This is a genomic window from Pseudomonas sp. 05L36, assembly GCF_056398125.1.
The window spans coordinates 71,999-88,743 of the sequence record NZ_JBFTOU010000014.1 but is presented as its reverse complement, the minus strand read 5'-3'; the positions used below and the strand labels follow the sequence as shown (position 1 = coordinate 88,743).

Annotated in this window: 18 protein-coding genes; 13 read left to right on the top strand and 5 right to left on the bottom strand. The window is 61.3% G+C overall.

The window, feature by feature from the left end; genetic code table 11:
- The first annotated feature begins 58 nt into the window (after positions 1–58).
- The 12 genes from nrdR (at position 59) to AC1DKH_RS16390 (ending at position 9,058) form a co-directional block, all read left to right on the top strand.
- A complete protein-coding gene (nrdR, locus tag AC1DKH_RS16445; protein ID WP_003228656.1) occupies positions 59–523 on the top strand; it encodes a transcriptional regulator NrdR in 465 nt (154 codons plus the stop codon).
- Positions 520–1,653 (top strand): bifunctional diaminohydroxyphosphoribosylaminopyrimidine deaminase/5-amino-6-(5-phosphoribosylamino)uracil reductase RibD, encoded by a 1,134-nt coding sequence (ribD, locus tag AC1DKH_RS16440; protein WP_477798673.1) that lies wholly within the window; start codon positions 520–522, stop codon positions 1,651–1,653. The genes nrdR and ribD overlap by 4 nt, the downstream gene beginning before the upstream one ends.
- A 47-nt stretch (positions 1,654–1,700) precedes the next feature.
- The gene (locus tag AC1DKH_RS16435) at positions 1,701–2,363 is read left to right on the top strand and encodes a riboflavin synthase (RefSeq protein ID WP_007906836.1); all 663 of its coding nucleotides are present in this window, start codon (positions 1,701–1,703) and stop codon (positions 2,361–2,363) included.
- A 16-nt stretch (positions 2,364–2,379) separates the two neighbouring features.
- Complete coding sequence (ribBA, locus tag AC1DKH_RS16430) at positions 2,380–3,471, top strand: bifunctional 3,4-dihydroxy-2-butanone-4-phosphate synthase/GTP cyclohydrolase II (protein ID WP_477798672.1); 1,092 nt, start codon at positions 2,380–2,382, stop codon at positions 3,469–3,471.
- Positions 3,472–3,562: 91 nt separating this feature from the next.
- Positions 3,563–4,039, top strand: a complete 477-nt coding sequence (gene ribH / locus AC1DKH_RS16425; protein WP_003228649.1) for a 6,7-dimethyl-8-ribityllumazine synthase — start codon at positions 3,563–3,565, stop codon at positions 4,037–4,039.
- Positions 4,036–4,536, top strand: a complete 501-nt coding sequence (gene nusB / locus AC1DKH_RS16420) for a transcription antitermination factor NusB (RefSeq protein ID WP_008053839.1) — start codon at positions 4,036–4,038, stop codon at positions 4,534–4,536. The genes ribH and nusB overlap by 4 nt, the downstream gene beginning before the upstream one ends.
- Positions 4,537–4,713: 177 nt before the next feature.
- Entirely contained in the window at positions 4,714–5,679 is a 966-nt protein-coding gene (gene thiL / locus AC1DKH_RS16415) for a thiamine-phosphate kinase (RefSeq protein WP_477798671.1), read from the top strand.
- Positions 5,676–6,179: a phosphatidylglycerophosphatase A family protein gene (locus AC1DKH_RS16410; RefSeq protein ID WP_477752871.1), complete on the top strand. Its 504-nt coding sequence runs from the start codon at positions 5,676–5,678 to the stop codon at positions 6,177–6,179. The genes thiL and AC1DKH_RS16410 overlap by 4 nt, the downstream gene beginning before the upstream one ends.
- 53 nt (positions 6,180–6,232) lie before the next feature.
- A complete protein-coding gene (locus AC1DKH_RS16405) occupies positions 6,233–6,973 on the top strand; it encodes a substrate-binding periplasmic protein (protein WP_477798698.1) in 741 nt (246 codons plus the stop codon).
- Positions 6,974–7,224: 251 nt separating this feature from the next.
- Positions 7,225–7,842, top strand: coding sequence for a GTP cyclohydrolase II (ribA, locus tag AC1DKH_RS16400; protein WP_150726901.1), 618 nt, complete (start codon positions 7,225–7,227; stop codon positions 7,840–7,842).
- Positions 7,839–8,258, top strand: a complete 420-nt coding sequence (locus AC1DKH_RS16395; protein WP_477798670.1) for an MFS transporter — start codon at positions 7,839–7,841, stop codon at positions 8,256–8,258. Before ribA ends, AC1DKH_RS16395 begins: the two co-directional genes overlap by 4 nt.
- Entirely contained in the window at positions 8,258–9,058 is an 801-nt protein-coding gene (locus AC1DKH_RS16390) for a cobalamin-binding protein (protein ID WP_477798669.1), read from the top strand. Before AC1DKH_RS16395 ends, AC1DKH_RS16390 begins: the two co-directional genes overlap by 1 nt.
- Before the next feature lie 141 nt (positions 9,059–9,199).
- On the opposite strand, the gene AC1DKH_RS16385 is transcribed toward AC1DKH_RS16390, so the two are convergent.
- From AC1DKH_RS16385 to AC1DKH_RS16365, 5 genes are all read right to left on the bottom strand, one after another.
- A complete protein-coding gene (locus tag AC1DKH_RS16385; protein ID WP_477798668.1) occupies positions 9,200–11,083 on the bottom strand; it encodes a TonB-dependent receptor domain-containing protein in 1,884 nt (627 codons plus the stop codon).
- A gap of 151 nt (positions 11,084–11,234) precedes the next feature.
- Positions 11,235–13,133 (bottom strand): 1-deoxy-D-xylulose-5-phosphate synthase, encoded by a 1,899-nt coding sequence (gene dxs / locus AC1DKH_RS16380; RefSeq protein WP_477752875.1) that lies wholly within the window; start codon positions 13,131–13,133, stop codon positions 11,235–11,237.
- 91 nt (positions 13,134–13,224) lie between these two features.
- Entirely contained in the window at positions 13,225–14,112 is an 888-nt protein-coding gene (gene ispA / locus AC1DKH_RS16375; protein ID WP_477798667.1) for a (2E,6E)-farnesyl diphosphate synthase, read from the bottom strand.
- Positions 14,109–14,351: an exodeoxyribonuclease VII small subunit gene (locus tag AC1DKH_RS16370; RefSeq protein ID WP_007970180.1), complete on the bottom strand. Its 243-nt coding sequence runs from the start codon at positions 14,349–14,351 to the stop codon at positions 14,109–14,111. Before AC1DKH_RS16370 ends, ispA begins: the two co-directional genes overlap by 4 nt.
- 166 nt (positions 14,352–14,517) lie before the next feature.
- Complete coding sequence (locus AC1DKH_RS16365) at positions 14,518–15,663, bottom strand: Fic family protein (RefSeq protein WP_477798666.1); 1,146 nt, start codon at positions 15,661–15,663, stop codon at positions 14,518–14,520.
- A gap of 279 nt (positions 15,664–15,942) precedes the next feature.
- Between AC1DKH_RS16365 and AC1DKH_RS16360 the strand changes: the two genes are divergently transcribed.
- Entirely contained in the window at positions 15,943–16,734 is a 792-nt protein-coding gene (locus AC1DKH_RS16360; protein WP_477764463.1) for a YfaP family protein, read from the top strand.
- Positions 16,735–16,745 lie beyond the last annotated feature (11 nt).

Below are 16,745 nucleotides of genomic sequence, written 5' to 3'. Positions count from 1 at the left end.
CTTGTCTTGCCACCGGGATGCGCTACCATGGCCCTCCCTTTTTTTGTTGCCTGCCACCATGCACTGTCCCTTCTGCGGTGCCAACGACACCAAGGTCATCGACTCGCGTCTGGTCGCCGAGGGCGAACAGGTGCGCCGCCGGCGTGAATGCCTGGCCTGCGGCGAGCGTTTCACGACGTTCGAGACGGCTGAACTGGTGTTGCCGCGCCTGATCAAAACCGACGGCAGTCGCCAGCCGTTCGACGAAGAAAAACTCCGCGCCGGCATGCAGCGGGCGCTGGAAAAGCGCCCGGTGAGCGTCGAGCGCCTTGAATCGTCGCTGGTGCACATCAAACACAAACTGCGCGCCACCGGCGAACGCGAGGTCAAATCCCTCGTGGTCGGTGAACTGGTGATGGCCGAGCTGCAGAAACTCGACGAAGTCGCTTACATCCGCTTCGCTTCGGTATATCGGCGCTTCCAGGACCTCAACGAGTTCCGCGAAGAGATCGATCGCCTGGCCCGTGAACCGGTGAAAGAATGAACACGCCCGCAGAACAAGCCATCCTCGATGCCCATTTCATGGCCCGTGCCCTGGAACTGGCGCGCAAGGGGCATTACACGACGCACCCCAATCCGCGGGTCGGTTGCGTGATCGTGCAGGGTGGGAAGATTGTCGGCGAAGGCTGGCACGAGCGCGCCGGTGAACCCCATGCCGAAGTTCACGCCCTGCGCGCGGCCGGTGAGTTGGCCCGTGGCGCTACTGCCTATGTCACGCTTGAGCCGTGCAGCCATCACGGCCGTACGCCGCCCTGTGCCGATGCGCTGGTGAATGCCGGTGTGGCGCGGGTGGTCGCGGCGATGCAGGACCCGAATCCGGAAGTCGCCGGTCGCGGTCTGCAGCGCCTGGCTCAGGCTGGTATCACCACCGAAAGTGGTGTGCTGGAGGGTGAAGCGCGAAAGCTCAATCAAGGTTTCCTGAAACGCATGGAACACGGCTTGCCGTTCTTGCGGGTCAAATTGGCGATGAGCCTGGACGGGCGAACGGCGATGGAAAGTGGCGAAAGCCAGTGGATCACTGGCCCGGCGGCGCGCTCGGCCGTTCAGCGTCTGCGCGCGCAAGCCAGTGTGGTGCTGACCGGCGCCGATACGGTACTGGCGGACAACGCGCGGTTGACCGTGCGCGCCGATGAGTTGGGGCTTGATGCCGAGCAAACCGCACTGGCCATGAGTCGTCCCCCGCTTCGAGTCCTGATTGACGGACGCCTGCGGGTACCGCTGGATGCACCGTTCTTCAAGGTCGGCCCGGCGCTGGTCGCCACCTGCGTGGCGGTGGAAGAGCAATATGCCAACGGTCCGGAATGCCTGATCGTGCCGGGCTATGACGGCCAGGTCGATTTGCGTCAGCTGCTGGTCGAACTCGCCAACCGTGGCGTCAACGAGGTGCTGGTCGAAGCCGGTCCGCGTCTGGCGGGTGCGTTTGCCCAGCTCGGACTGGTGGACGAGTTCCAGATTTTCATCGCCGGCAAGTTTTTGGGTTCCTCGGCGCGGCCGCTGCTGGACTGGCCACTCGCGCAAATGAAGGATGCGCCTGAGCTTAAGATCATCGAAATTCGTGCGGTTGGCGATGACTGGCGAGTCATCGCCATTCCTTTGCCATCAGCAAGCGTATAATTTCCGGCCATCGCGCAAGCTTTGGCTTTGTTCTCGAGGAGAACCTCATGTTTACCGGCATCATCGAATCCATCGGCAGTATTCGTGCATTGACCCCAAAGGGCGGTGATGTGCGGGTTCACGTCGAAACCGGCAAGCTCGACCTGAGCGACGTCAAACTGGGCGACAGCATCGCGGTCAACGGCGTGTGCCTGACTGCCGTGGAATTGCCCGGCAATGGCTTTGCGGCGGACGTCAGTCGCGAAACCCTCGACTGCACCGCCATGAACGACCTGAAAAGCGGCAGCCCGGTCAATCTGGAAAAAGCCCTGACCCCGACCACTCGCCTCGGCGGGCATCTGGTCAGCGGTCATGTCGATGGGGTGGGCGAAGTGGTTGCCCGTACCGAGAACGCGCGTGCCGTGGAGTTCCGCATCCGCGCGCCGAAGGACCTGGCCAAGTACATCGCCCATAAAGGCTCGATCACCGTCGACGGCACCAGCCTGACCGTGAACGCAGTTGATGGCGCCGAGTTCCTGCTGACCATCATTCCCCACACCCTGAGCGAAACCATCATGGCGTCGTATCAGCCAGGCCGCCGGGTGAACCTGGAGGTGGACTTGCTGGCCCGTTACCTGGAGCGTCTGCTGCTGGGCGACAAGGCTGCAGAGCCAACCTCCAGTAACATCACCGAAAGCTTTCTGGCCGCCAATGGCTATCTCAAATCCTGACTCAAGGGGGTGCCTTGTGGCGCTCAATAGCATCGAAGAACTGGTTGAAGACATCCGCCAAGGCAAGATGGTCATCCTCATGGATGACGAAGACCGCGAGAACGAAGGCGACCTGATCATGGCCGCCGAGTGCTGCAAGCCCGAGCACATCAACTTCATGGCCAAGCACGCCCGTGGCCTGATCTGCATGCCGATGAGCCGCGAGCGCTGCGAACTGCTCAAGCTGCCGTTGATGGCGCCGCGCAACGGTTCCGGTTTCGGCACCAAGTTCACCGTATCGATCGAAGCGGCCACTGGTGTGACCACCGGCATCTCCGCCGCCGACCGTGCGCGCACCGTGCAGGCTGCTGCCGCCCGTGATGCCAAGGCTGAAGACATCGTCAGCCCGGGTCACATCTTCCCGCTGATGGCGCAGGCCGGCGGTACCCTGGCCCGCGCCGGCCACACCGAAGCGGCGTGCGACCTGGCGCGCATGGCCGGTTTCGAGCCGAGCGGCGTGATCTGCGAAGTGATGAACGACGACGGCACCATGTCCCGTCGCGCCGAACTGGAAGCTTTTGCCGCCGAACACGACATCAAGATCGGCACCATCGCCGACCTGATTCACTACCGGATGATCCACGAACGTACCGTTCAGCGGATTGCCGAGCAGCCACTGGACAGCGAACTGGGCCAATTCAACCTGGTGACCTATCGTGATTCGGTGGAAGGCGACGTGCACATGGCACTGACCCTGGGCAACGTGTGTGCCGAAGAACCGACCCTGGTTCGCGTGCACAACATGGACCCGCTGCGCGACCTGCTGATGGTCAAGCAACCGGGCCGCTGGAGCCTGCGCGCCGCCATGGCCACGGTTGCCGAGGCCGGCAGCGGCGTGGTGCTGTTGCTCGGTCACCCGCTCGATGGCGACGTGTTGCTGGCGCACATCCGCGAAACCGCCGATCACTCCGCGGTGAAAAAACCGACCACCTACAGCACTGTCGGTGCCGGTTCGCAGATCCTGCGCGACCTTGGCGTACGCAAAATGCGCCTGATGTCGGCACCCATGAAATTTAATGCGATATCCGGTTTCGATCTGGAAGTTGTAGAATACGTGCCCTCCGAATAATGACCGGTTGTTTCCGGCCTTGAATTCGCGGTTCAAATATCACCGAGGGACGCGTACGAGACGCGTCCCGGCTCTTTAAGAGATTTATCGAATGACCCTGAAGACCATCGAAGGTACCTTCATCGCCCCTAAAGGCCGCTACGCTCTGGTAGTGGGCCGTTTCAACAGCTTCGTCGTTGAAAGCCTGGTCAGCGGTGCAGTTGATGCCTTGGTTCGCCACGGCGTGAGCGAAAGCGACATCACCATCATCCGCGCACCTGGCGCCTTCGAAATTCCGCTGGTTGCGCAGAAAGTCGCCCAGAAAGGCGAATTCGCGGCAATCATCGCCCTGGGCGCGGTCATTCGTGGCGGCACTCCGCACTTCGAATACGTGGCTGGCGAGTGCACCAAGGGCTTGGCCCAGGTTTCCATGGAGTTCGGCGTTCCGGTCGCTTTCGGCGTCCTGACCGTTGATTCCATCGAGCAAGCCATCGAACGTTCCGGCACCAAGGCCGGTAACAAAGGTGCTGAAGCTGCCCTGTCCGCTCTGGAAATGGTCAGCCTGCTGGCGCAGTTGGAGGCCAAGTGATTAGCGACGAAAGCGATCGTTTCAACCCGCGCGATCCAAAGCCTGCGGATGCCGGCAAACCATCGAAAAGCGTCAAGCGTCGCGAAGCCCGTCAGCTCGCGACCCAGGCGTTGTACCAATGGCACATGGCCAAGCAATCGCTGAACGAAATCGAAGCGCAGTTCCGGGTCGATAACGATTTCACCGATGTCGATGGCGCCTACTTCCGCGAAATCCTGCACGGGGTGCCGCAGTTCAAGACCGAAATCGACACGGCGCTCACGCCTTGCCTGGACTTGACCATCGAAGAGCTGGACCCGGTTGAACTGGCGGTTCTGCGCCTGTCCACCTGGGAACTGCTCAAGCGCGTCGACGTGCCGTACCGCGTTGTGATCAACGAAGGTATCGAACTGGCCAAGGTCTTCGGTTCCACCGACGGCCACAAGTTCGTCAACGGTGTGCTCGACAAGCTGGCCCCGCGTCTGCGTGAAGCTGAAGTCAAGGCGTTCAAGCGCTAACAGCGCTTGGATCTAGTGTCCTGTCTCGCCGATACGTTCGTTTTTTAGCGAGTGGCTGGTGTTGCCAGACAAGGCGCCGCGACGAGTCATAGCGTGCTATGGCGAGGAGCGGCAACGCAGTATGGCGACACCAGACGCCGCTAAAAAATGAACAGTATTGGTGAGACAGGACACCCTATGGGCGAGTTTGAGCTGATCCGCAATTTCTTCGCCGCCGCGCCTTGTGCGCAGGGCGGTGAAGGCGTTGCCCTCGGGATTGGCGATGATTGCGCCTTGCTGGCTGTTCCCCCCGGGGAACAGTTGGCGATTTCTACCGATACGTTGGTGGCCGGCGTGCATTTTGCCGATCCCTGCGATCCGTTTCTGCTCGGTCAGCGCTCGCTGGCCGTGGCCGTCAGCGATCTGGCTGCCATGGGCGCCACCCCCGTTGCCTTTACCCTTGCCCTGACCTTGCCGACGGTGACCGCCGATTGGCTGCAAGCCTATGCCCGTGGTTTGAACCAGATGGCGCAAAGCTGCGGTGTGGCGCTGGTGGGTGGCGACACCACCCGTGGGCCGCTGAGCCTGACCATGACCGTGTTCGGGCGCGTGCCGGGTGGTCTGGCGCTGACCCGCAGCGGTGCGCAACCGGGCGATCTGCTGTGTGTCGGCGGCGACCTGGGCAACGCCGCCGGTGCCTTGCCATTGGTGCTTGGCCAGCGCACGGCCCAAGAGAGCATTGCCGCGCCGTTGCTGGCGCATTACTGGTCGCCGCAACCGCAACTCGGTTTGGGTCAGGCGCTACGTGGCAAGGCCACTTCGGCAATGGATATCTCCGACGGCCTGCTGGCTGATTGCGGGCATATCGCGCTGGCCTCGAAGGTCGGTATCGAAGTCGAGCGGGATCGTTTGCCGCTGTCGCAGAGCCTGGTCGACTTTCTCGGTCAATCGGACGCACAGGCTGCGGCACTGAGCGGTGGCGACGATTACGTATTGGTCTTCACCCTACCGTCCGTCGAGTTGCCGCTATTGCTGGCCGACGGCTGGCCGATCCATTTGATTGGGCGCGTCGTTAATGGGCAAGGTGTGACACTGCTGGATGCCAACGGACACGACATCACCCCGCAAACCCGGGGTTATCAACATTTTCGGGAGTCACCGTGACAGATCATCCCAATCAGGTCCCGGCGGAAAACGTACCGCCGTCGGTCTGGCGTAATCCGTGGCATTTTTTGGCGTTCGGCTTCGGCTCGGGCACCTTGCCAAAGGCGCCTGGCACTTGGGGGTCGTTAGTTGCGCTGCCTTTTATCCCGTTGTGGCAAATGCTTCCCGACTGGGGTTACTGGCTGATGCTGGGCATCACCATGTCGTTCGGCTTCTGGCTGTGCGGCAAAGTGGCCGACGATTTACGGGTACACGACCATGAAGGCATCGTCTGGGACGAAATGGTCGGAATGTGGATCACCCTGTGGCTGGTGCCGGAAGGTTGGCAATGGTTGCTCGTGGGTTTCTTGATGTTCCGCTTCTTCGACATCCTCAAACCGTGGCCGATTCGCTGGATTGACCGGCACGTACATGGCGGCGTCGGCATCATGCTCGATGATGTCCTGGCCGGGGTGTTCGCCTGGCTGGCGATGCAAGGACTGGTGTGGTTTTTCGCCTGACCGGGGATTTCCAGGCGTTGATCATGAGTGCTGTTTATCGGGGGACGCGGGGGATGGCTGTACGCGGATTGATGGTGCTGGCGTTCACGATGTTGTGCGCTTTTTTCCAGGCGCAAGCAGGGGGTGCTACGCCGCCGTCGGTGATTCATCTGGCCAGCGAAGACTGGGAAGACTACACCGCTGCTGACGGTCATGGACTGGGTTGGGACGTGCTACGGCAAGTGTTCGAGCCGGCGGGCGTCAAGGTCGACGTCCGCACCGAGCCGTACGTGCGCTCCCTGGGTCTGGCCGAGCGTGGCGAGGTCGATGCCTGCGTCGGCTCCTATCGTGACGAATCCGAGGGCGTGCTCTATCCCCATTGGAACTTCGACACCGATCACATCTATGCCTTGGGCCTGGCCAGCAGTCCGGTACCCACCCCGCAAACCCTGGGCAATTATCGACTGGCCTGGGTCCGCGGCTACGATTACCAGCATTACCTGCCCAATGTGCGCCACTTCGATGAAGTGATGCGGCGTACCGGCATCGTGTCGATGCTGACCCACAATCGTGCTGACTTCTATATCGACGCTCTGACCGAAGTCGATGACGTTATCAACCGCGCCAAGGATCCGTCCCAGCTACGGCGCACCCATATCGCCGAGTTGCCGCTGTACCTGTGCTTCGCCAAGACCCCGAAGGCGCGCAGCCTGTTGGCCCTGTTCGACCAGCGCATGGAGCAACTGGTGAAAAACGGCGAGCTGAAACCTGTCTTCGAGCGCTGGAAACAGCCGTATCCGTTTGAAGATAATTGACCCGTTTCAAGGACTGACACTGAACCCTGTGGGAGCGAGCTTGCTCGCGATGGCGGACTTTCAGTTGACGAATACGCTTCTGACACACCGCTATCGCGAGCAAGCTCGCTCCCACAGAGGTCGTATCTTCAGGGCGCATATCAAACTTTTTGATAGTTATCGCCGATAATTCAGCCTAAGCGTCGCCCGGAACCTGCTGTTACAATGCCGGCTCTGCGAATCTTCAGACTCTTTAGATCAGGAGCACACCGGTGCCTGTCGTTTTTGTCGCCGCTTCCAAGCTGCCAACGCCTTTTGCGCAATTCACCATGCACGGCTTTCTCGATGAAGCCACCGGCCGCGAGCACGTTGTGCTGAGTCTGGGTGAATTCGCCGACGGTGCCCCGGTACTCGGCCGGTTGCACTCCGAATGCCTGACGGGCGACGCCTTGTTCAGCCAGCGTTGCGACTGCGGCTCGCAACTGGAGGCCGCCTTGCAGGCCATCGCCCGCGAAGGTCGCGGCGTTTTGCTCTACCTGCGTCAGGAAGGCCGGGGCATTGGCCTGCTGAACAAGATCCGCGCGTATGAGCTGCAGGACGGTGGTGCCGACACCGTCGAAGCCAACGAGCGTCTGGGCTTTGCCGCCGATCAGCGTGACTATGCCATGTGCCTGCCGATGCTGGAGCACCTGGGCGTGAAATCCCTGCGCCTGATGACCAACAACCCGCGCAAGGTCAAAGCCTTGACCGACATGGGTATCGTGGTCGCCGAGCGCGTGCCGCTGCACACCGGCCACAATCCGCATAACCGACTCTACCTGGCGACCAAGGCCAGCAAGCTCGACCACATGATGGGCAATGAGCATCAGGGCGAGGTAGACCGGGCGTGACCCGCGGTCAGGTGCGGCGGCGACTGTCCGTCAACTGGTGGCAGTACCTGGCACTGGCCTTGTTGCCGCTGTTTGTGATCAACGCGGTGTTCGGCCAGGGCGAAACCATTCTGCCGGTGCTGGCGATGCCGTTGTTCATCGCCGGAGTCGCCTCGATGTTTGTCAGCCTGAGGTTCTTCGGTGCCTACAAACACGCGCTGATCGCCACCCAGAAAGCCCTCGATACCCCTGAAGAACCTGCCGCCTGGATCAGTCTGGCGGCCAAGCGGCGTACGGCATTCCTCGTCGCCGGGCTGCCGGCCTGGATCGGTGCCCTGGCGGTGTTCGTCGGTCTTGAAGCGGTGCCGCTGATGCTGCTGGCACTGTCGACCGCCGTGCTGTTCTACCTCTACCGTATTCCGCGTCAACTCGGTTGATGCGCGCGCTCTGGCTGGCGGTGTTGCTGCTGGCCGCCAGTGGCTCGGCCATCGCGGTCGAGCGGGTTGTCAGCCTCGCACCGTCGCTCTCTGAAATCGTCGTTGAACTGGGCTCCGCCGACCTCATGGTCGGTGTGCTGGACGCCGGTGAACGGCCTGCGCAACTCAAGGACCTGCCCTCCGTTGGCCGCTATGGCCAGTTGGACATGGAGCGCCTGCTCAGCCTGAAACCCGATCTGTTGCTGTTATGGCCCGGTAGCGTCGGCCCGGCCCAGCGTGACCAGCTCAAGCGACTGAATATTCCCACCTACGTCGCCGAACCCCACAGCCTGCACCAGCTCGCCGCACAGATCGAGACCATAGCCGCTCAGCTTGGTCGGCCTGAACGCGGAACTTCATTGGCCAGCGATTTACGCCAGCGGCTGGATGAATTGCGCCAACGCTATCGACGGGATAAGCCGTTACGGGTGTTTTATCAGGTCTGGGATCGGCCGCTGTATACGGTTGGCGGCGAGCAGATCATCAGCGATGCACTGGAGGTCTGCGGTGCCCAAAACGTGTTTGCCGATCTGAAGCTGCCGGCACCGCAAGTCAGTGTGGAAGCCGTGCTGCAGCGTAATCCCGAGGTGATTCTGGCCAGCGAACAGGCGCAGCTCGATGCGTGGAAAGCCTGGCCACAGGTGGCGGCCGTGGCACAGGGACAGTTGCGCTTGGTGACGGACAAGGGCCTGGAGCGGCCGAGTGGGCAGATGATCGAGGCGACTGCAAAGCTTTGCCATTTGATTGCGCCAGACCGCTGAGACCGAGGTGCCTTCATCGCGAGCAAGCTCGCTCCCACAGGGATTCGGTTTGATTGCAAATCTGTAATCCAGTCGCAAAACCTGTGGGAGCGAGCTTGCTCGCGATGAGGCCATTCCATGCGCGGAAAACTTCAGATCAGATCAGATCTCCGGTGTCCAGGTCACCCCGAACATCCACGCCCGACCTTCCTCGCGATACCCGTACGGGCTACCTTGATGGCTGTACAACGCCCGGCTGTAACCCTTGTCCAGCAGGTTATCGACCTTCAGCTCCAGACTGATTTCACGATTGAGCTCCCAACTGCTGCGCAGTCCCAACAAGGAATAGCCGCCGAGCGGCTGTTGATTGTTCAGGTCGTCATAGCTGTTGCTGACCGCTTGCCAACTGGCGCCGAGGCCCAGGCGATCGAACTGTCGGTCCAGGTCCAGGCTCAAGGTGCGCCGCGCGCGACGGGCCAGGGTATGGCCAGTGTCGCGGTCACGTGGGTCGATGATCGCCACGCCAAGGTTGCTCTGCCAGCCAAACAGTTCCTGCTTCAGTGCGGCTTCGAAGCCGTTGATTCGCGCGGAAGCAACGTTCTCGGGGCGCAAGTTGCTGCCGAAAATGATCGCGTCTTCAAGGTCGGTGCGATACAGCGACGTCTCCAGGCGACTGCTCTCGTTCAATTGACTGCGCCATTGCAGTTCATAGCTTTTCGACGTTTCAGGCTTGAGGTCCGGATTGCTGAAGCCGGGGTAGTACAGATCGTTGAACGTCGGCGCGCGGAAGCCTTCGCTGTAGGTCAGCAGCACGTCGTTGTCCGGGTTCAGCGGCAGAGTGAAGGTGCCGCTCCAGGTGTTCTGGCTGCCGAACTGCTGGTTATCGTCGTGACGCAGGCCCAACTCCGTGGAAAAGCTGTCGGCCTGATAGCGGTGCTGGATGTACGCCGCTCGGTTCCAGCGACTGTCCTCATCGAACGCGGTGCTGCTGTTGATGCGGTCTTCATACCAGTCACCTCCGAGCAGCAAACTGTTGCGCTCGTTGAGCGTCAGGTCGTTCTGCCAGTTCACCGAATCGCGGTAGGTGTTGAACACGCTGCGCTCATCGCTGAGCTTGTCCAGGGTCTTCTCACGGTTTTCGCTGTGGCCGAACTCGACGCGGGTTTTCCACAGATCATTGAAGCGCGCGTCTATGTAGCTGCTGACACTGCTCACATCGAATTCGTTGTAGGGCTGCTGTTGGACCGACTTGAACGTATTCATGTCGAAGCGCCCGAACGGGTTGTCAAACTCGCTTTTGCCGCGGTTATCCAGCAGGTTGGCACCGACTTCGATGTCATCGGTCAGCGCATGGCTGAGGCTCAGACTGACGGATTTGTTGCGGTATTCGTCATGGTCGCCGTCGCTGGGATACGACTCGTGGGTGCGATTGATCCCGGCGGTTTCGTCGAGGCTGGCGCCGAGGTTGAAGCGGGTTTTTTCATCACCACCGGACAAACCGAGGCTGTGTTCCCAGGTCTGGTTGCTGCCAAAACCCATGTGCAGTCGAGGTTGCAGGCCCTGTTCGCCGCCACGACGGGTGAAGATCTGGATCACCCCGCCAATCGCATCGCTGCCATAAATCACCGAGCGGGAGCCGCGCAGCACTTCCACGCGCTCGACCTGTTCGATGTTGATGTGCTGCAGGTTACTGTCCCCGGAGGTCGAACTGCCGATGCGCTGGCCGTCCACCAGCACCAGGCTCTGGGCCGACTGGGTGCCGCGGATGTAGACACCCGGAAGACTGCCGCGCCCGCCGGTCTGCGAGACTTGAACGCCAGGTACCCGGCGCAATAGATCAGTGACGCTATCGGGTTGCAGGCGATCGATGTCTGCGCGGGTGAATACGGTGTTGGCGGCACTGCTGTCATTGCGCGCTTCGACCTGGCGGTTGGCGCTGATCAACACATCGGGCAGCTTCAGGGCCTGATCGCGTTCGAAGGTGTCGGCCAGCAGTTGACCGGCCGACAGCAGGGGCACCGTCAGGGCGAAGGGAGAGAGTTTCATGGAGGGTCCGAGATTTCAGATGCGACGCAACTCCCCGTAGGAGCTGCCGAAGGCTGCGATCTTTTGATTTTGATTTTTTCAGATATGGAGTTGTCGAAGGCCAGGATCAAAAGATCGCAGCCTTCGGCCGCTCCTACACAGGGTTTTGCGTTTAGATGTTGAGCAGTTGCAGGCGCTCGCGAATGGACGCTTCGATTCCCGCTTCATCCAAACCACACTCGGCCAGCATTTGCGCAGGCTTGGCGTGTTCGACGTAGATGTCGGGCAAGCCCAGGTGCAGCATCGACTTGAGGATGTTTTCGCGGGCGAGGAATTCGCTGACCGCGCCACCGGCACCGCCCATGATCGCGTTTTCTTCGACGGTCACCAGCAGTTCGTGGCTGCCGGCGATTTCGCGAACCAGCGCTTCATCCAGCGGTTTGACGAAGCGCATGTCGACCACGGTCGCGTCCAGCGTCTCGGCGACTTTCAGGGCTTCGGCCAGTTGCACGCCGAACACCAGCAGGGCGACTTTGCTGCCGTGGCGGCGAATCACACCCTTGCCGATCTCGATCGGCTCCAGGTCCTTCTCGATGGTCGCGTTCGGGCCATTACCGCGTGGATAACGCACGGCCGCCGGGCCTTCATACAGGTGACCGGTGGTGAGCATTTTGCGCAGCTCGTTTTCATCGCTCGGGGTCATCACCAGCATGCCGGGGATACAGCGCAGGTACGAAAGGTCGAAACTGCCAGCGTGGGTCGGACCGTCTTCGCCCACCAGGCCTGCGCGGTCGATGGCGAACAGTACGTCGAGGTTCTGCACGGCGACGTCATGCACCAACTGGTCGTAGCCGCGCTGCAGGAAGGTCGAATAGATGGCCACCACGGGTTTGGCGCCTTCGCAGGCCATGCCGGCCGCGAAGGTGACGGCGTGCTGCTCGGCAATGGCCACGTCGAAGTAGCGCAGCGGGAATCGTTCGCTGAATGCGACCAGATCCGAGCCTTCCTTCATCGCCGGGGTAATCCCGACCAGGCGCGGATCGGCAGCCGCCATGTCGCACAGCCATTCACCGAACACACCGGAATATTTCGGTCCACTGGCCTTTTTCGGCGCAACGGCCGGGGCGTCCAGCGGTTCGAGTTTGGTAATGGCGTGGTAACCGATCGGGTCGACTTCCGCCGGGGCGAAGCCTTTGCCTTTCTTGGTGACGACGTGCAGGAACTGCGGACCTTTCAGATCGCGCATGTTGCGCAGGGTAGCGATCAGGGTCGGCAGGTCGTGGCCATCGATCGGGCCGATGTAGTTCCAGCCCAGTTCTTCGAACAGCGTGCCGGGAACCAGCATGCCTTTGGCATATTCTTCGGTGCGCCGGGCGATTTCCCAGGCACCGGGCAGGCGCGACAGCACTTTTTTGCTGCCCTCGCGCATGCTGGCGTAGGTGCGGCTGGAAAGGATCTTCGCCAGATAGTTCGACAAGCCACCGACGTTGCGCGAGATCGACATGTCGTTGTCGTTGAGGATCACCAGCATGTTGGCGTCCACTTCCGGCGCATGGTTCAGCGCCTCGAACGCCATGCCGGCAGTCAACGCGCCGTCGCCGATCACCGCGATCGCCTTGCGCTCGCTGTTTTGCAGGCGGGCGGCAATCGCCATGCCCAGCGCGGCACTGATCGAGGTGCTGGAGTGGCCGACGCCAAAGGTGTCGTATTCGCTCTCGGAGCGGCGCGGGAACGCGGCAACGCCGTCCTTCTGGCGCAGGGTGCCCATGCGCTCGCGACGACCGGTGAGGATCTTGTGCGGATAAGCCTGATGACCCACGTCCCACACCAGCCGGTCGTCCGGGGTGTCGAAGACGTAATGCAGCGCGATGGTCAGCTCGATCACGCCCAGGCCGGCACCGAAATGCCCACCGGTCTGGCCGACCGTGTAGAGCAATTCCAGGCGCAATTCATCGGCCAGGGTTTCCAGCTCGGCTTCGCCTAACCGGCGCAGGCCGTCCGGCGTTTTCGCGCGGTCGAGCAGGGGCGTGGTCGGGCGCTTGCGGGGAATCTCATGAAACGTCGTGGGCATCAGGCGAATCGTTATAGGTATAAAAGATGCGGCAGTTTACCTGATGCATCGGTCCCTGCCCACGCGTTGGTTTTTTTTGGCGAATTCGCCGTCAGCTGCGGCGATCGACGATATACCGGGCCAGATCGCGCAATGGCTCGGCCGCCGCGTCAAACGGTCGCAGTGCGTGCAGGGCCTGGTCGCGCAGCTCCAGGGCATAGGCCTTGGCGGCGTCGAGGCCGAGCAGGGCCGGGTAGGTCGGTTTGTCCCGGGCAATGTCGGCGCCCTGGCGTTTGCCGAGGGTTTCGGTATCGCTTTCGACGTCGAGAATGTCGTCCTGCACCTGGAATGCCAGGCCGATGGCCTGTGCATAAGTCTGCAGGGACTTGAGTTCGTCTTTCTCGGCACGGCCGCTGGCCAGGGCACCGAGCTTGACGCTGACTTCGATCAGCGCCCCGGTCTTGTGCCGGTGCATGTACTCCAGGGCTTTCTGGTCAAGCTTCAGACCGACCGAGCCGAGGTCGATGGCCTGACCGCCGACCATGCCCGCCGGGCCTGCGGCCAGCGCCAGGGCACTGACCATTTGCAGGCGGATTTCGGCATCCGACGTGCTCAGGTTTGGATCGAGCAGGGCGCTGAAGGCCAGGCTCTGCAAACCGTCGCCGGCGAGGATCGCGCAGGCTTCATCGAATTTCTTGTGGGTAGTGGGCTGGCCGCGACGCAGATCGTCATCGTCCATGGCCGGCAAGTCGTCATGCACCAGCGAATAGGCGTGGATCAGCTCCACCGCGCAGGCTGCGCCGTTGGCTTGCTCGGCCTTGCCGCCCAACGCTTCGCACGCGGCGTAGGCCAGCAGTGGACGCACGCGTTTGCCGCCATTCATCACGCTGTAGCGCATGGCCTCATACAGCCGCGCCAGCTCAGGGCTCGGCGCGATGAACAGGGTTTCCAGAGCCGCATTGACGCGGGCCTGGCTGGTGGCCGAGTACGCTGCAATCATTCTGGTTGATCCGCGTCGAAGGGTTCCTCGGCCAACTCGCCATCACGCTCGAGCAGCACTTGAACCTTTTGCTCGGCCTGGGCCAGCGCTGCCTGGCAATCGCGGGTCAGACCGATGCCTTGCTCGAAAGCGGCCAGCGAGTCCTCGAGCGACAATTCGCCATTCTCCAGACGCTCCACCAGCGTTTGCAGGTCGGCGAGGGACTGTTCGAAATCCAGTGCAGCTTTTTTGCGGGCCATGGCGGCGATTTCCGGTTGACGTTAAACCGGCGCGACACTAGCAGATAGGGGGTTCATGGGCAAACTCACAGACGACGCACGCCCCTTGTAGGAGCTGCCGAAGGCTGCGATCTTTTGACTTTGTTTTTTAGAAGCAAGATCAAAAGATCGCAGCCTTCGGCAGCTCCTACAGTACCGGGTTATCAGGATAGTGGATTCGGTAGCGGGTGCTGCGCCCGCCACCGGGCAGGCGTTGCAGGCAGCCCTTAGCCAGCAGTTCGGCCAGATGGCGGGTCGCGGTCGCCTTGGATACTTTCGCCACGGCTTGATATTGCGCTGCGCTTATCCCGCCTTCGAATCCTCGCTCCCCGCCATCCAGCAAGCGATTGAGTACTTTGGTCTGCTCGGCCGACAGTTCAGCCTCCCGATGTGCCTGCCAGAAGCGGGCTTTGCCCAGCACCGACTCTATCCGCGCCATGGCCTGCTGCAGACTGCGCAACAGGGTTTGTAGAAACCACTCCAGCCATTCGGTGATGTCCAGCGTGGTTTTCTGGCTGTTTTCCAACACGCGGTAATAGCCAGAACGGTCCTCCAGGATGCTCGCCGACATAGCGTAGAAGCGAATCGCCTGAGCCTCGCCCTGTGCCAATGCCAGATCGGTGATGGTGCGTGTGAGGCGACCATTGCCATCGTCAAAAGGGTGGAGTGTGACAAACCAGAAGTGTGCGAGGCCAGCACGCAGCAATGGGTCGAGTCCGGCCTGCCTTCGGCCGCTCTCAAACCAGTCGAGGAAGATTTCGAGTTGACGCTCAAGACCCAGTCGAGGCGGCGCTTCGAAGTGCACGGTCGGCTTGTCGAGACGACCGGAGACGACCTGCATCGGTTCATCACCTCGCAATGCACCGACACGTATCGCCCGGGCGGCGAGGTCGCCGTCCTGCTCCGCAAACAACCATTCATGCCAGTGCAGCAAGCGATCCAGCGTCAGCGGCTCGGCAAAATGCTGCGTAGCATCGAGCATCAATTGCGCAAGACCTTCACTGCGTTGACTGACTCTATCGCCATCAGGTAGATCCAGGCCCAAGCGTCGAGCCAGCGACGAACGAACGGAGCCGACGTTCAGTTGTTCACCTTCAATGGCCGATGAGGTGACGATGTTTTGCAACAGCGCATCCAGCTCACTTTGCGCGCTCAGCGAACTGCCCACGGAACTGGCCATGCCCATTAGCCGACCTTGTGCTTGAACGCACTCGCGTAACAAGGGCGCCAGGCGTTCGGCATTCCAGGTGAACCCCGGCCAATCAGGCTGCTGCCATATCCATTGATGTGTCATGAACTTGATGCTCTACGTGGGGGGTGAGCCGATTGGAAAGGCTATTCGGCTCATATAATGAGCCGAATATGGCGCTTATTCGGCTCACGGTCCACCCGTTACCGTGATTCCCGCCGCAATTTCAGAGCAATCGGATTGTTAAAAAACACTCGAATGGCTAACCTTCGAGCCCTATACGACCTGGCAGTTACGGGTCTTTCAGACGAAACGCAGTATCCGCATCGGTAACGCGCCCAGGATCAGGCGCAAGGTTTCGTCATGCATGGCAGGAGGCGTCGCATGCGCTCATTTCTTTTGCTGCTGATCGGGTTGGCTATCGCGCCCGTGATTCTGGCCGCGCCGAATGCCGAGTTGTCGGAGCCGGTGGGTGGCTGGCGTTACAACGGTCTGCTGGACCGTAGCGAAAACCCGCAAGTCGCCTATCCCACGCCACCGATTGATAGAGGCGTGCAGCGCAACCGCACGATGATCGAAGGCCGCCTCAAGGCCCTCGGCACTCAGCGCGGGCCGCACACCTTGGCGGTCAATGGCAATCCGCTGAATCTCTATACCGACGAGCAAGGGCGTTTCGCCCGGCCGTACGCGTTTGGTGCCGGTTCCAACAGCGTCGAAATCCGCAGTGCCGAAGGCCAGTCGCTCAAGCGTGTTCAATTCTATGAAGCCAACAACCTGCGCACTCCGGCGAAGATTCGCGTGGTGCTGGGTTGGGACGATCCGAAGGCCGAACTCGACCTGCACATCGTCACGCCCGATGGCCAGCATGCCTTCTGGGCGCACCCGGCCTTGACCAACGGCGGCGGCCTCGACCCTGACGGCGTCGATGGCCCGGGTCCGGAAATGTTCACCATGACCGCACCGCTGCATGGCACCTATCTGGTTTACGTGAACTATTGGGGCAACTTCGGCAGCGGCGGCTATAACTTCGATGAGACAAGCAACCAGAACGAGGTGATTACCTCGCAGATCAACCTGGTGCTCAACGAAAACACCGTCGATGAAAAACGCGAGACGTTCCTCGTGCCCCTGCGCGCAATCGGCGACCTGCTGCTGGTCAAGACTTTCAACTACTAAGCATCCCCGCT

Excerpts from the sequence above, each read along its gene's own strand:
- AC1DKH_RS16405 (WP_477798698.1), top strand. The coding sequence starts at position 6,233 with ATGGCTGTACGCGGATTGATGGTGCTGGCGTTCACGATGTTGTGCGCT.
- AC1DKH_RS16390 (WP_477798669.1), top strand. The coding sequence starts at position 8,258 with ATGCGCGCGCTCTGGCTGGCGGTGTTGCTGCTGGCCGCCAGTGGCTCG.
- AC1DKH_RS16360 (WP_477764463.1), top strand. The coding sequence starts at position 15,943 with ATGCGCTCATTTCTTTTGCTGCTGATCGGGTTGGCTATCGCGCCCGTG.
- dxs (WP_477752875.1), bottom strand. The coding sequence starts at position 13,133 with ATGCCCACGACGTTTCATGAGATTCCCCGCAAGCGCCCGACCACGCCC.
- AC1DKH_RS16435 (WP_007906836.1), top strand. The coding sequence starts at position 1,701 with ATGTTTACCGGCATCATCGAATCCATCGGCAGTATTCGTGCATTGACC.
- ispA (WP_477798667.1), bottom strand. The coding sequence starts at position 14,112 with ATGATTGCAGCGTACTCGGCCACCAGCCAGGCCCGCGTCAATGCGGCT.
- AC1DKH_RS16370 (WP_007970180.1), bottom strand. The coding sequence starts at position 14,351 with ATGGCCCGCAAAAAAGCTGCACTGGATTTCGAACAGTCCCTCGCCGAC.
- thiL (WP_477798671.1), top strand. The coding sequence starts at position 4,714 with ATGGGCGAGTTTGAGCTGATCCGCAATTTCTTCGCCGCCGCGCCTTGT.
- ribD (WP_477798673.1), top strand. The coding sequence starts at position 520 with ATGAACACGCCCGCAGAACAAGCCATCCTCGATGCCCATTTCATGGCC.
- AC1DKH_RS16365 (WP_477798666.1), bottom strand. The coding sequence starts at position 15,663 with ATGACACATCAATGGATATGGCAGCAGCCTGATTGGCCGGGGTTCACC.
- nrdR (WP_003228656.1), top strand. The coding sequence starts at position 59 with ATGCACTGTCCCTTCTGCGGTGCCAACGACACCAAGGTCATCGACTCG.
- AC1DKH_RS16385 (WP_477798668.1), bottom strand. The coding sequence starts at position 11,083 with ATGAAACTCTCTCCCTTCGCCCTGACGGTGCCCCTGCTGTCGGCCGGT.
- ribH (WP_003228649.1), top strand. The coding sequence starts at position 3,563 with ATGACCCTGAAGACCATCGAAGGTACCTTCATCGCCCCTAAAGGCCGC.